Annotated in this window: 14 protein-coding genes; 9 read left to right on the forward strand and 5 right to left on the reverse strand. The window is 65.0% G+C overall.

Features of this window, described 5'->3' with window-relative positions; translation table 11 throughout:
• From AC1DJT_RS25570 to AC1DJT_RS25580, 3 genes are all read right to left on the reverse strand, one after another.
• The coding region (locus AC1DJT_RS25570; RefSeq protein WP_476835142.1) for a helix-turn-helix domain-containing protein at positions 1-345 on the reverse strand (345 nt) is incomplete at its 3' end.
• A gap of 162 nt (positions 346-507) precedes the next feature.
• Complete coding sequence (locus tag AC1DJT_RS25575) at positions 508-1,431, reverse strand: DMT family transporter (RefSeq protein WP_441506259.1); 924 nt, start codon at positions 1,429-1,431, stop codon at positions 508-510.
• Positions 1,432-1,658: 227 nt separating this feature from the next.
• Positions 1,659-2,438 carry an SDR family oxidoreductase gene (locus AC1DJT_RS25580; RefSeq protein WP_441491527.1) on the reverse strand — a complete coding sequence of 260 codons (780 nt, stop codon included), beginning with the start codon at positions 2,436-2,438 and terminating at the stop codon, positions 1,659-1,661.
• A gap of 124 nt (positions 2,439-2,562) precedes the next feature.
• On the opposite strand from AC1DJT_RS25580, the gene AC1DJT_RS25585 reads away from it, so the two are divergent.
• Together AC1DJT_RS25585 and AC1DJT_RS25590 are read left to right on the forward strand one after the other, a co-directional pair.
• Positions 2,563-3,375: a UDP-2,3-diacylglucosamine diphosphatase gene (locus tag AC1DJT_RS25585; RefSeq protein WP_441506258.1), complete on the forward strand. Its 813-nt coding sequence runs from the start codon at positions 2,563-2,565 to the stop codon at positions 3,373-3,375.
• On the forward strand, positions 3,375-4,454 hold the full coding sequence (locus tag AC1DJT_RS25590; RefSeq protein ID WP_476775873.1) for a glycosyltransferase family 4 protein: 1,080 nt from the start codon (positions 3,375-3,377) through the stop codon (positions 4,452-4,454). Before AC1DJT_RS25585 ends, AC1DJT_RS25590 begins: the two co-directional genes overlap by 1 nt.
• Here AC1DJT_RS25590 and AC1DJT_RS25595 read toward each other — a convergent pair.
• Positions 4,393-6,180: a cation:proton antiporter domain-containing protein gene (locus AC1DJT_RS25595; RefSeq protein ID WP_441506256.1), complete on the reverse strand. Its 1,788-nt coding sequence runs from the start codon at positions 6,178-6,180 to the stop codon at positions 4,393-4,395. The two genes, AC1DJT_RS25590 and AC1DJT_RS25595, sit on opposite strands and share 62 nt — an antisense overlap.
• Positions 6,181-6,327: 147 nt before the next feature.
• Between AC1DJT_RS25595 and AC1DJT_RS25600 the strand changes: the two genes are divergently transcribed.
• On the forward strand, positions 6,328-7,173 hold the full coding sequence (locus tag AC1DJT_RS25600) for an AAA family ATPase (RefSeq protein WP_476835139.1): 846 nt from the start codon (positions 6,328-6,330) through the stop codon (positions 7,171-7,173).
• A gap of 12 nt (positions 7,174-7,185) precedes the next feature.
• Here AC1DJT_RS25600 and AC1DJT_RS25605 read toward each other — a convergent pair whose 3' ends face one another.
• On the reverse strand, positions 7,186-7,779 hold the full coding sequence (locus AC1DJT_RS25605; protein WP_476769128.1) for a hypothetical protein: 594 nt from the start codon (positions 7,777-7,779) through the stop codon (positions 7,186-7,188).
• A gap of 91 nt (positions 7,780-7,870) precedes the next feature.
• Here AC1DJT_RS25605 and AC1DJT_RS25610 point away from each other — a divergent pair, with 91 nt between their 5' ends.
• The 6 genes from AC1DJT_RS25610 to AC1DJT_RS25635 form a co-directional block, all read left to right on the forward strand.
• Positions 7,871-8,437 carry a DUF2975 domain-containing protein gene (locus tag AC1DJT_RS25610; protein ID WP_441506253.1) on the forward strand — a complete coding sequence of 189 codons (567 nt, stop codon included), beginning with the start codon at positions 7,871-7,873 and terminating at the stop codon, positions 8,435-8,437.
• Positions 8,438-8,446: 9 nt separating this feature from the next.
• A complete protein-coding gene (locus tag AC1DJT_RS25615; RefSeq protein ID WP_069879946.1) occupies positions 8,447-8,683 on the forward strand; it encodes a helix-turn-helix domain-containing protein in 237 nt (78 codons plus the stop codon).
• Between the two features lie 52 nt (positions 8,684-8,735).
• Positions 8,736-9,263, forward strand: coding sequence for a SixA phosphatase family protein (locus AC1DJT_RS25620; RefSeq protein WP_441491519.1), 528 nt, complete (start codon positions 8,736-8,738; stop codon positions 9,261-9,263).
• A gap of 25 nt (positions 9,264-9,288) precedes the next feature.
• Positions 9,289-10,737: a YcjX family GTP-binding protein gene (locus tag AC1DJT_RS25625; RefSeq protein WP_476835140.1), complete on the forward strand. Its 1,449-nt coding sequence runs from the start codon at positions 9,289-9,291 to the stop codon at positions 10,735-10,737.
• A 17-nt stretch (positions 10,738-10,754) separates the two neighbouring features.
• Positions 10,755-11,756 carry a YcjF family protein gene (locus AC1DJT_RS25630; protein WP_441506251.1) on the forward strand — a complete coding sequence of 334 codons (1,002 nt, stop codon included), beginning with the start codon at positions 10,755-10,757 and terminating at the stop codon, positions 11,754-11,756.
• A 201-nt stretch (positions 11,757-11,957) separates the two neighbouring features.
• Positions 11,958-12,874 (forward strand): flagellar hook-basal body complex protein (locus AC1DJT_RS25635; protein WP_476835141.1); only part of this gene is annotated, 917 nt, incomplete at its 3' end.

Consider the following 12,874-nt stretch of genomic DNA (forward strand, 5'->3'; position numbering starts at 1 on the left):
GATGATGGCGAGCCTGAGCTTGCCGTCTTCTGAGACCAGAATCGGCGTATCGGCGCGGGTGGTCTTGTCGATGAAGGCTTCCTCTTCGCCGCTCGACAGCACGCGCTCGATCGAGATGTCGAGGGCCTGCGAGAGCCGCCAGATCGTCGCCAGTGTCGGGTTGGTTTCGTTGCGCTCGATCTGGCTGATGATCGACTTGGCAACGCCCGACTGCTCCGCGAGCTCGGAAAGCGAGAGATTATAGGCCTTGCGCAGGCGCTGGATCGTCTTGCCGAGCTGGCCCGAGATGACCTGGGCTCCGGATTCGAGCTCGCGCCCGCCACGTTCCTTGGTCTCGATACCCATCCTGATACCTGTCACACGAATGCTGATCGTTTGCGGAAGCGAACAAACGTTTGTCTAACCGGACAATGCCTGTTCCAGTTGGAAGGAGCAAGCTGGAGAGGGGCGGGCGACGGCCGAGGGCGGCTTCGTCGGGGCGCCTTTCACACAATTCTGCCCGTGTTCTCAGGTCGCCCGCGTCGGGCCGACCTCGCGCGTCTCCCGCTTGAGCAGACCGAGCTGCTTCTCGCGCAGGATCACATAGATGCCGGATGCGATGACGATGGCTGCGCCGATGAGCACGGCTGAAGCCGGCCAGTCGCCGAAGACGAACCAGCCGATCGTAACGGCCCAGAGCATCGTCGAGTATTCGAACGGCGCGATCAGCGAAGCGTCGCCGTAGCGATAGGCCTGGACCAGGAAAATCTGGCCGAGCCCGCCAAGAATGCCGATCGCGACCATGAGTGCGGCGTCCTGAAGATCGGGCATGCGCCAGCCGAGCAGGATGGTGAAGAGGCCGAGCGTCGTCGTCATCAGCGTGAAATAGAAGACGATCGCGCCGGTGCGCTCCGTCATGGTCAATTGCCGCACCTCGATCGAGGCAAAAGCCGAGCAGCAGGCGCCGGCAAGGCCGAAGGCCGCGCCGATTGCCGGTGCATTGCTGCCAGCGATCTGGAAACTGCCCAGATGCGGGGACAGCATGATCAGGACGCCGATGAAGCCGATCGTCACCGCGCTCCAGCGATAGATGCGGACACGCTCCTTCAGCACCAGAGCTGCAAGCACGACGACTGCGAGCGGCGCGGCATAGCCGAGCGCGACCGCGTCCGGGAGCGGCAGAAAGCTCAAGGCTACGAAGCCGCAGAACATGCCGGTCGAACCGATCACCCCCCGCTTGAAATGGCCGCGCAGATTCTTGGTCTTCAGGGCAGCAGGAATTTCGCCGCGCCAGCCGAGCCAGAGCAGCAGCGGGATCAGCGCGAAGAAGGACCGGACGAAGACGAGTTCCCCTGTCGGATAACGGGCCGCGATCGCCTTGATGCCAGCCGACATCAGGGTGAAGGACAAAGCCGAGATCAGCTTGAGCGTGATGCCGAGGAGAGGAGACAACGGTGCTGCGCGTACGTGTCGGGGGAGAGAGTCTTATAAAAGACTTGTCCCTCTAGATCACGTTCGCGCGTCCGGTCCAAGCGCAATGCTTGCAACCCTGATGCCCGCGGCGGCGCATGCGTGCCGGGGAAGCGTGCTGGATGCGGGTCTTGCGCGGCAGGAACTGGGAGAGAATTCCTGCCCCGGACAGCAAGGCTCACCGGGGCAGATGCTGGCCTTGCCGCGTCTCAGAACGTTCCCTTGAAGACGCCGCCGTCGATCAGCAGGTTCTGGCCGGTGATGTAGCCGGCATGGGCGCTTGCCAGGAAGGCGCAGGCCTTGCCGAACTCCTCGGCGCTGCCGAAGCGCCTCGCCGGGATTTCGGCCATGCGGCCCTTCGTCATTTCTTCGGGCGTGATCCCCTTGATMGCCGCCATCTTGGTGGTCGAGCCCTTCAGCCGATCGGTATCGAACATGCCGGGCAGGATGTTGTTGATGGTGACGTTGGCATATGCGACCTCGCGGGCGACGCCGGAGAAGAAGGCGGTCAGACCGGCGCGTGCGCCCGACGAGACATCGAGCCCGGTCAAGGGGGTCAGCACGCTCATCGAGGTGATGTTGACGATGCGGCCGAAGCCGCGCGCGATCATGCCGTCGACGACACGCTGCATCAGTTCGACCGGCGTCGCCATGTTCTGGATGACGCCTTCGAGTAGCGCTTCGCGCGAGACTTCGCGGAACGGCTTCGGCGGTGGGCCGCCATTGTTGTTGACCAGGATGTCCGGCTCCGGCGCGGCGGCGAGCAGCGCGTCCTGACCTGCGCGGGTCGAGACGTCGGCAACGACCGCGATCACGGTTGCACCATACTTGGCCCGGATCTGGCTTGCCGTGGCCTCCAGCGTGGTCGCGTCGCGGCCGTTGATGACCACGGTGCATCCGGCCTCTGCGAGGGCCTCGGCGCAGCCGCGGCCAAGCCCCTTGCTCGAGGCGCAAATGATGGCCGTACGGCCGGCAATACCCAAATCCATCGCGTTTCTCCCGAGCTTTCGCTGATGTTCAGCTGAGCAGAACCACGGATTGAGTTCTGCGTCATCAAAGCGCAATGCAAATCAGACACACGCCGCAAGCAATGCAACAAGATGGGCTGGCGGCATGAGCGACGAGGACGAGGCGAAGCAGGTTCGCAGCATCTTCATCTCCGACCTGCATCTGGGAACGCGAGGAGCACAGGCCGATCTCGTGCTCGAATTCCTGCGGGCCTATGATGCTCCGCAGATTTATCTCGTGGGTGACATCATCGACGGCTGGCGGCTGAAGAGCGGCTGGTACTTCCCGCAGGCGCATAACGACGTCGTGCAGAAGCTCTTGCGCAAGGTGCGCAAGGGTTCGCGGCTGATCTACATCACCGGCAACCACGACGATTTCCTCCGCGACTTCACTGGAAGCGAGTTCGGCGGAATCCACATCGCCGACCATGCGCTGCATGAAACCGCTGACGGCAAGCGCCTGCTGGTGATCCATGGCGATCTGTTCGATCTGGTCGTGCGCAACGCAAAATGGCTCGCCCTGCTGGGCGACTGGGCCTACACGGTTGCGCTTGCGTCCAATACGGTCGTCAACAAGGTCCGTCGCCTCTTCCATCTGCCGCACTGGTCGCTCTCGGCCTGGGCCAAGCAGAAGGTGAAGAATGCGGTCAATTATATCGGCGAGTTCGAGACCTGCCTTGCCGCCGAGGCCCGCCGCCATGGTGCAGACGGCGTCGTCTGCGGCCATATCCATCACGCCGCACATCGCAAGATCGACGGGCTCACCTACATCAACACGGGCGACTGGGTCGAAAGCTGCACGGCTGTGGTCGAGCATCATGACGGCCGCTTCGAGGTCATTCGTTGGCCGCAATACCGGCTCAAGAGCGAGCCCGTGCGGCCGATCCCGCTGCCGGCTCTGGTCAGCGAGGCCGCCTGATGCGCGTCCTCATCGCGACGGACGCCTGGCGCCCCCAGATCAATGGGGTCGTCCGGTCGCTGGAGCAGATGGTCGAGGCAGGACCGTCATTCGGTGTGACGCCGCATATGCTGACGCCCGACGGATTTCGGCAGATCGGCTTGCCATCCTATCCCGATATCCGCATCGCGCTGGCAACGCAGGGCGCCATCGCCCGGCGCATCACCGATTTTGGGCCGGACCACATCCATATCGCGACGGAAGGGCCGATCGGCTGGCTGACCCGCGCCGTCTGCCTCGCGCAGAAGCGGACGTTCACGACGAGCTACCACACAAGGTTCCCGCAATATGTCGCGGCCCGCTGGCCCATCCCGGAACGCTGGAGCTACCAGTTCCTGCGCCGGTTCCATGGGGCGGCTGCCGGGGTCATGGTCTCGACCGCGACAGTCGAGGCCGAACTGAAGGAGAACGGGTTCGAGCGCATTCTGCGCTGGGGGCGAGGCGTCGATCTCCAGCAGTTCCATCCGCGCCAGGCAAGCGTGCTCGACCTGCCGCGTCCCATCTTCCTCAGCGTCGGGCGCGTCGCGGTCGAAAAGAACCTGGATGCCTTCCTGTCGCTGCGCCTGCCCGGCAGCAAGGTCGTCGTCGGCGATGGCCCGGCGCGCGCGGATCTGCAGCGGGCCTTCCCGGATGTGACATTCCTGGGCACGCGCGAGGGCGACGACCTGGCCGCGATCTATGCGTCGTCGGATGTCTTCGTCTTTCCGAGTCTGACCGACACCTTTGGTATCGTGCTGCTCGAAGCCGCGGCAAGCGGGCTGCCCGTTGCCGCCTTTCCGGTGCAGGGGCCGAGCGATGTCTTTGCCGGCAGTGGTGCCGCCGTGCTGGACGAGGATCTGCGGCGCGCAGCGCTAGCGGCCTTGCGCATCCCGCGCGAAGCTTGCCTGGGACTTGCCGCAGGCCATAGCTGGCAGAGCAGTGCCGAGCAGTTCTACGGGCATATCCAGCGGATTTCCCGGCGCGCTCCGGTMCAGAGCATTACAACCTTCGCGAACGCCCGTGCCGGGGAAGCGCAGGCGCAGGAGCGGCAGCGGGCTTGAGTTCGCGCCGAAACACATCCCTTCTTTCGTGCACGGAGGCGATGACGAGGCCCATTGGCACGCCAAGGCCGACAAGTGCTGCCTCCGACAATTGCAGACTGGCCTCGATGGTCTCCGGCACTGCGTCGTTGACGCCGAGTTCATAGAGATGCCGGGCATGGGCGGCGTCGCGGGCGCGCGCCACGATGACGAGATCGGGGCGCAGAGCCCTTGCCGCCTTGACGATCTCATCGACCGCACGGTGGTTGTGGATCGTGACGATCAGGGCGCTTGCGTCGACCACGCCGCAGAGTTTCAGGAAGTCGGGCTTGGTCGCGTCGCCGAAGAAGGCGGGTCGGCCAGCGCGCCGTTGGCCGGCGATCAGGATCGGGTCGGAGTCGAGCGCGATATAGGGCTTCTTGTGCTCTTCCAGCATCGAACCGACGAGCCTGCCAACCCGGCCGCAGCCGATGACGATCGCACGCCCCGCATGATCGTCGGGCGGCAGGATCGTAGCCTCCTCAGGCAGTATCACCGGCGGCGCGAAACGCGCCGCCATATGGCGTGCTACACGAGCCAATAATGGCAGCGCCACCATGGTGAGGGACACCGCGGCAAGCACGAGGCTTGCCGCGTGCTGGTCAACAAGCTTCGCGCCGACAGCCGCATTGAGCAGCACGAAGGCGAATTCGCCGCCCGGAGCGACCATGATCGCGGTCTCGAGCGCTGTCGGGACGGAGAGAGCCAGCAGCCGGGCCAGGCCCAGCACAACCAGCACTTTGGTCAGGAGAAGGCCGGCCGCGATGCCGAGGATGATTGCGGGCTGGGCTGCAAGCTGCGCGGGATCGACACTCATGCCCACGATCAGGAAGAAGACGCCGATCAGCAGGGATTTGAACGGCTCGATCGTGACTTCGATGGCGCGCCGATACTCGGTTTCGGCCAGGAGCAGGCCGGCGATGAAGGCGCCGAGGCCCATGGAGAGGCCAGCTGTTGCCGCCACAAGTCCCGTGCCGAGTGCCACCAGCAGAGTTGCGGCAAGGAAGCTCTCGGAGCTGTCCGTCGAGGCGACAAGGCGAAAGAGCGGACGAAGCGCCAGCCGCCCGACCACCACAATGCCGGCAATCGCTGCGAAGGCGTGCACGAGCGCCTGCGCAAGGCCGGCGATCAGCGAGCCGCCATTCTGCGCACCGAGGACGGCGATGAGGAAGAGCAAGGGCACGACCGCGATATCCTGGCAAAGCAGGATCGCAAAGCTGGTGCGCCCGGCCGARGTCATCATGCGGCGCTTGGCCGAGAGCAGTTCGACGACCATGGCGGTCGAGGACAGGGCGAGGCCGAAGCCGATGATCAAGGCCGCCGCAGCGGGCTGCTTCAGCAGGAAGGCGCCGCCGCCGATGATTGCGGCAGACAGCGCGACCTGCCCGAGCCCGAGGCCGAAGACCAGCCTGCGCATGGTCATCAGGCGCTCGAAGGAGAGCTCGAGCCCGATGACGAAGAGCAGGAAGGCAACGCCGATTTCGGCGGGGCCGGTCAATGTGCTCGAGTCGGACACGGTGATCGTGCGCAGCAGCGGCACCGAAGAGACGAGGCCGCCCAATCCGAAGGGGCCGAGCAGCGCGCCGCAGGCCATGAAGGCGACAATCGAATTGACGCGGAAGCGCTTGGCAAATGGCACGATTACGCCGGCCGTGGCGAGGACGACGATGGCGTCTTTATAGGCCGAGGGGTCGATCGTGGCTGCCAAGCTATCCTCGCGTTGCCGATTCAGGGGGCGAATCATGTTTGCGGTCCAAGAGCTTGCGATACAAGCGCTTGTGCGGACCCCAGCAAAAAACTTGCCGTTGGCGGAGACGGCCCGTAGCTTCCGCCCGCATTGTTCGAAGGGGTTTCCATGCGTTTTGCCGGCACCGATTCCTATGTCGCGACCGAGGATCTCACCGTCGCTGTCAACGCGGCGATCCGGCTGGAGCGGCCTCTGCTGGTCAAGGGAGAGCCGGGCACCGGCAAGACCGTGCTGGCGGAGGAGATCGCATCGGCCCTGAAGGCGCCGCTGATCACCTGGCACATCAAATCGACGACCAAGGCCCAGCAGGGTCTCTACGAGTATGACGCGGTCAGCCGTCTGCGCGACAGCCAGCTCGGCGACCCGCGGGTGTCCGATATCTCCAACTACATCAAGCGCGGCAAGCTCTGGGAAGCCTTCGCCTCGGGCGAACGACCCGTGCTGCTGATCGACGAGATCGACAAGGCCGATATCGAGTTCCCCAACGACCTGCTGCTCGAGCTCGATCGCATGGAGTTCCATGTCTACGAGACGGGCCAGACGGTTCGGGCCGCGCAGCGCCCGGTGATGATCATCACCTCCAACAACGAGAAGGAACTGCCGGACGCCTTCCTACGCCGCTGCTTCTTCCACTACATCCGCTTCCCCGATACGAAGACGATGCAGGCGATCGTCGAAGTGCATTTCCCCGGCRTCAAGAAGCGGCTGATGGAGGAGGCGCTGCGCCTTTTCTTCGAGGTGCGCGAAGTTCCGGGAATCAAGAAGAAGCCCTCGACCTCGGAGCTGCTCGACTGGCTGAAGCTGCTGGTCGCCGAGGATATCGGCCCCGAGGTCCTGCGTGAGCGCGACCCGCGCAAGCTGATCCCGCCCCTGCACGGAGCGCTGCTCAAGAACGAGCAGGATGTCAGCCTGTTCGAGAAGCTCGCCTTCATGGTGAGGCGGGAGAGCCGCTGAGCGGCTGACCGCTCAGGGATTGCAAGGCGGGATCGCCACCGCGAGATCGATCTTGGCATCGACCTCGCGCACGGCTTCGCGCAGATCGAAATCGCGCGCCACGACGACGTAGTCCTGCGTTTCCGACGTCTTCAGATAGCTCGTCATCAGGATTGGCTTGTCGCCGAGCTCTCCCGTACGGCAGGCCTTGTCCGCGTTTAGCGCCAGGGAACCGCGATTGCCGCTGTTGCCGACCCCGACAAGCAGTTCCTCGCGGAACACCGAGAGCTTGGTTGCATCCGCGGGGCTAAGCCGGAACACGGCCAGACGCCGTCCCGGCGAAGTCATGACCGGCAATGCGGCGAGCTCGGTGGCGTCGCGCACTTCTTCCAGCACCACTTTGCGCTCATGGCGCCCGCCGCCCTTGGGGGAGACCACKATCGTCATGGTGACGCCGCCCGGCAGGGGGCGGATGTCGGACGGCAGGCTGATGGCGGCACGCAGATCGGCCAAAGTCGTGCTGCGCATGTCGATGCGCGACAATTTCGGCAGGGAACTCAGCGGGACATGGCCGCACGCGCCGGCAAGGGCGGCTGCGATCATGGAAGCGAACAGGGAAGGGCGCATGGTGAGGCTCGTCAATTTCAAATGGGAATATGGCCTGGACATTCAAAAATTCATCTATTAGTTTAATTTTGTCAATCGAGGGCAGAATGAAATGAGCGCGGAAAACACTCTGGGGTCGAGCGATGCGCCGCTGGCCAGGCTGAAGCGCGTCAGCATGGCAGCACGGCTCGCCAGCTATGCCGCAGCATTGCTCATGGGATTTGGCGTGGTCTGGTTGTGGAGCGACCCTGAAAGCCTCGCCAATCATGCGCGTGGCACCATTGGCGTAACTGTCGCGCCGCTGACGACGGCGATGCGCAGCTACTGGCTCGCCCTGTCTGTCGCCACCGTTCCGGCTGGCTTGTTTATCTACGCGATGCTGCGTCTCGCAAACCTGTTTGGGCGCTTCGGAAAGGGACGGGTCCTTGAAGTCGTCAATGCCGTCGAGCTCAGCCGGATCGGCTGGCTGCTCATTCTGTTTGGTGCGGCGACCCCGATTGCGCGCGCCCTGCAGAGCGTGGCGCTGACCTATGACAATCCGGCCGGCCGCAGGCAGCTTGCGATCACGCTCGATCCCGGCATGTTCGGCGCGCTGGCTGCAGGTGCTGTCCTTGTCGCCTTCGGGCTGGTGCTGCGCGAGGCGATGCGCCTCTCTGACGAGAATCAGAGTTTCGTGTAGGACAGGGCGATGCCGATCATCGTCGAACTCGATGTCATGCTGGCGCGTCGAAAGATGCGCTCGAAGGAACTTGCCCAGCGCATCGGCCTGACCGAGCAGCAGGTGTCTCAGCTCAAGTCCGGGAAGGTCCGTGGCATGCGTTTCGATACGCTTTCGCGCATCTGCGACACGCTCCAATGCCAGCCCGGCGACCTGCTGCGCTACGAGCCGGGCGAAGAGGAGGAGGGTGGGGGCGCAGAGGCTTGAGAGTCGTGCGCGGCCTCTCGCAAAACCCGAAGCAGATGGTTAGGTTCTGATTATGCTGCGCCTTCTGCTTCTCCGCCACGCCAAGTCGAGCTGGTCCACCGGTCTCACCGATCGGGAGCGACCACTAGCGGTCAGGGGCCGCGAAGCAGCCCCTGTCATGGGGCGCTATCTGGCAGAGGAGATGCTGCTGCCCGATCTCGTGCTGGTCTCGCCAGCACGACGGACAACCGAAACCTGGGAGCTGGTCGGGCCGATGCTGCCGGAGCGCCCCGGGAGCCATCTCGAACCACGCATCTACGAGGCCAAGCCCGAGCGATTGCTGCAGGTCGTCCATGACACGGAAGCCAATGTCCGCACGCTCCTGATGATCGGGCATAATCCCGGCTTTGAGGAATTGGCCGCAAAGTTGACCGGCCATGGCGACCGTTATGCGGCGGCGCGAATGGCACAGAAATACCCGACCTGCGGGCTTGCCGTGCTTGATTTCGCCGTCGAAGACTGGCGCGATGTCGCACCGCGCGGCGGGCGGCTCGATCGTTTCGTGACGCCCGCCTCGCTGGGCGAAGGGCCGGACGAATGAGCGGACCTGCTCCGTTCCTCGCCACATGAGCTCCCCCTCCTATCTCGACGAGGCGCGCAATGCCGCGCTGGCCTTCGGTGACAGCCTGCTTGGACTTGCCCGGCCGCGCCTGCGCCTGGGTGTCACCGGGCTGTCGCGCTCGGGCAAGACTGTCTTCACCACGGCGCTGATCCAGAATCTCATCGAGGGCGCCAGGCTGCCGGTGCTCAAGGCGGCGGCAGATGGACGGATCACGCGCGTACGGCTGGTGCCCCAGCCGGATCCCGATATACCGCGTTTTCCCTATGAGGCTCACCGCKCCGCCCTGTCAGGTCCCGACCGGCGCTGGCCCGAGTCGACCCGACGCATTGCGGAGCTGCGGGTCGAGATCGACTACGAGCGAGCGGCCGGCTGGTTCAAGGGGCCGGCGACGCTGACACTGGATATCGTCGACTATCCCGGCGAATGGCTGCTCGATCTCGCGCTGATCGGCGTCGACTACAAGACGTGGTCGCGGCAGGCGATCGTGGATGCGCGCAAGCCTCACCGGATCGGTTCGGCCAAGCCCTGGCTCGATGGCCTCGCTGTCCGCGATCCGTCGGGGCCTCCTGATGAACTGGCCGCGGAACTCGCGAGCGATCTGTTTAAGGCCTATCTTGCGAGGCTGCGCGCCGATCCGGAGGCTGTCGCCGTGACCCCGCCCGGGCGATTCCTGATGCCCGGTGACCTCGAAGGTTCACCGGCGCTGACCTTCGCGCCGCTCGACGTCGCTCCCGATACCGAGGTCGCGCCAGGCACGCTGGCGGGGCTGATGGCGGATCGCTACGAGGCCTATAAGCGCGTCGTGGTGACGCCGTTCTTCCGTGATCATTTCGCCCGCCTGGACCGGCAGATCGTGCTGGTCGATACATTGGCGGCGCTCGATGCCGGTCCACCGGCGCTCGCCGATCTTGAAACGGCGTTGGGCCAGGCCCTCACGGCATTTTCCGTCGGTCGCAACTCCTGGCTGACGAGCCTGTTCGCGCCACGCATCGAGCGCGTCCTCTTCGCTGCGACGAAAGCCGACCATATCCACCACACCAGCCATGACCGGCTGGCAGCAGTGATGTCTCATCTCGTGGCGCGGGCGGCCGCACGGGCGCAAGGCGCCGGCGCCAAGGTCGAGGCGATGGCGCTGGCTGCGGTGCGGGCGACGAGGGAGGTCAGGATCAAGCAGGGAGGCGAGGATCTGCCGGCGATTGCGGGCGTTCCGGAGGCGGGCGAAAGGGTCGGCGACGAGGTATTCGACGGCATCGCCGAAGCGGCGATCTTCCCGGGTGAACTGCCCGAGCGTCCCGAGGCGATCTTCGATCCGAAGGCGCAGTCCTGGCAGGTGAGGGCGCCACGCTTCAGGCCGCCGCTGGTGCTGCCGGATGCAGGAGGGCGGAGCCAGCCTCCGCCGCAGATTCGCCTCGACCGTGCGCTCGAATTCCTGATCGGTGACAAGCTGGCGTGACGGAGGGAGGCAGATACATGAACAAGGCTCCCCGCGCCGTTCGTCTCGATGCCACCGTGCCGGGCGAGGACGCTCCACGCATGACGAAGGGCGTCGCGGTCCTGCCCGAAAGCGAACCGCTCGACCCGGTCGAGCCGGCCGTCGTCCCGGTGGCGAGCCGAAAGGGCTTCAGCTGGGGCAGCGTGTTCGTTGCGGGTCTGTCCGCCTTCCTGACACTCTCGATCGGCGTCTGGGCCGAGCGGACCATCTCCTCGCTGATGAATGAGAGCCCAGTGCTGGGTTATGCGGCATTGGCCTCGGCGGCGCTCGCCGTGCTCGCCCTTCTGGTGATTCTGGGCAAGGTTCTGCGCGACATCCTGCGCGAGCGGCGCGTCGAGTCGTTGCGGCTGCGTGCCACGGCGGTGCTTGCCGGTGGCAGTCTCGACGAAGCCAAGGCGATCACCGGCGAACTTCAGCGCCTCTATGCGACGCGACCGGAGACTGCAAAGAGCCGGGCAGAGCTGGCGGACAGCCTGCCCCAGCTCTTTGCGCCGCATGACGTTCTGACCGTCGCAGAGCGGAGCCTGATGACGCCGCTCGACGCCGCGGCGCAGGCGCAGATCGCGCTGGCCGCGCGCCGGGTCTCGCTGGTCACGGCCGTCAGCCCGCGGGCCCTGATCGATATCGTCTTCGTGCTTGTGGCTTGCGCGAGATTGCTGCGGGCGATCGCCGGCATCTATGCCGGCCGCCCCGGGACGCTGGGCCTGCTGCGTCTGGCGCGGCAGGTGCTCGGCCACCTGGTCGTGACAGGCGGCATCGCGGCCGGTGACGCGCTGGTCCAGCAGGTCGTCGGGCAGGGGCTCGCCGCTCGGCTTTCGGCCAAGCTCGGGGAGGGCGTGCTCAATGGCCTGCTGACGGCGCGCGTCGGGCTCGCTGCGCTTGCCGTTTGCCGGCCTCTGCCATTCATCGAAGCCAAGCCACCCACCCTGTCGGATGTGGCAAGCGACCTTCCGTCCTGGCGCGGCACGGCTTCCAGCTGACCTTCGGGCTCGGCAAGATCTTGGGGCTCGGCAAAATTTGCCGGCCGGCACGGAAACTGCCGGGCGGAATTCGCCGCGATACGGTTTCGAAACTATCCAAGTGATTGAAAAATAGAATTCTCCTGCATGGCACGGGCCCTGCAGTGGCTGCCTCGACGTATTGGGCGCCCATCCGGGTGCCAGGGTTGAGGCGAGGGTATCATGGGTGTCTTCAGCGCGCTGACGACGGCAGTTTCGGGCATGCAGGCGCAGTCCTATGCGCTCGAGAATATCTCAGGCAACATCGCGAATTCGAGGACGGCCGGCTTCAAGCGTGTCGATACGACGTTCTCGGATCTGGTCCCGGATTCGGCTCTCAATCGCCAGATCGCTGGTTCTGTCGCGTCCTATAGCCGCGCGACCAACACGATCCAGGGCGATCTCCAGGCCACGCGCATCGACACCAATGTCGCGATCAACGGCGATGGCTTCTTCGTCGTCGACCAGCGCCAGAGCGGCCTCGGCGCCAATACCCAGTTCACCAACAGCAATCTCTATACCCGCCGCGGCGATTTCGATTTCGATGCCAATGGCTATCTGGTGAATGGCGCGGGCTACTATCTGAAAGGGCTGAAGATCGACGCCGTCACGGGCCAGTTGGTCGGCACCCAGCCAGAAGTGCTGCGCATCACCAAGGAACAGTTCCCGGCCAAGGCGACGACCTCGATCGAGTATCGCGCCAATATCCCGGCCTTCCCCGGCACGACGAACGCCAAGACCACCGTGCCTGGATCCGAGCTGTTGAAAGCTACGGGCTACGCCTCCAATCCGCTGTCCACGACCGCCGGCGGAACCGGCCTCGTGACCGGCGCCGACGTCACCCGATTCCTGAGCGATTCCATCGCGGGCGGGTCCGTCACCGTCTATGACGCGCTCGGCAAGGCGACGAGCGTCGAATTGCGCTGGGCCAAGACCACGAATGCGGCGCCGGCCCAGGTGGGGCCGCCGGCCGTTCCGGCGACCGTCGACACCTGGAACCTCTTCGTTGCCGAGAACACCGGCGCGACGGGCGGCGCCGTGGCCTATCGTAATGCCAATGTCGACATCACCTTCGGCTCCACCGGCCAGATGGTGAACCC

It is taken from the genome of Allobosea sp. 05T422_2 (assembly GCF_056396265.1).

Coding starts and splice junctions, on each gene's coding strand:
- AC1DJT_RS25585 (WP_441506258.1), top strand. CDS start 2,563: ATGAGCGACGAGGACGAGGCGAAGCAGGTTCGCAGCATCTTCATCTCC.
- AC1DJT_RS25610 (WP_441506253.1), top strand. CDS start 7,871: ATGAGCGCGGAAAACACTCTGGGGTCGAGCGATGCGCCGCTGGCCAGG.
- AC1DJT_RS25615 (WP_069879946.1), top strand. CDS start 8,447: ATGCCGATCATCGTCGAACTCGATGTCATGCTGGCGCGTCGAAAGATG.
- AC1DJT_RS25620 (WP_441491519.1), top strand. CDS start 8,736: ATGCTGCGCCTTCTGCTTCTCCGCCACGCCAAGTCGAGCTGGTCCACC.
- AC1DJT_RS25630 (WP_441506251.1), top strand. CDS start 10,755: ATGAACAAGGCTCCCCGCGCCGTTCGTCTCGATGCCACCGTGCCGGGC.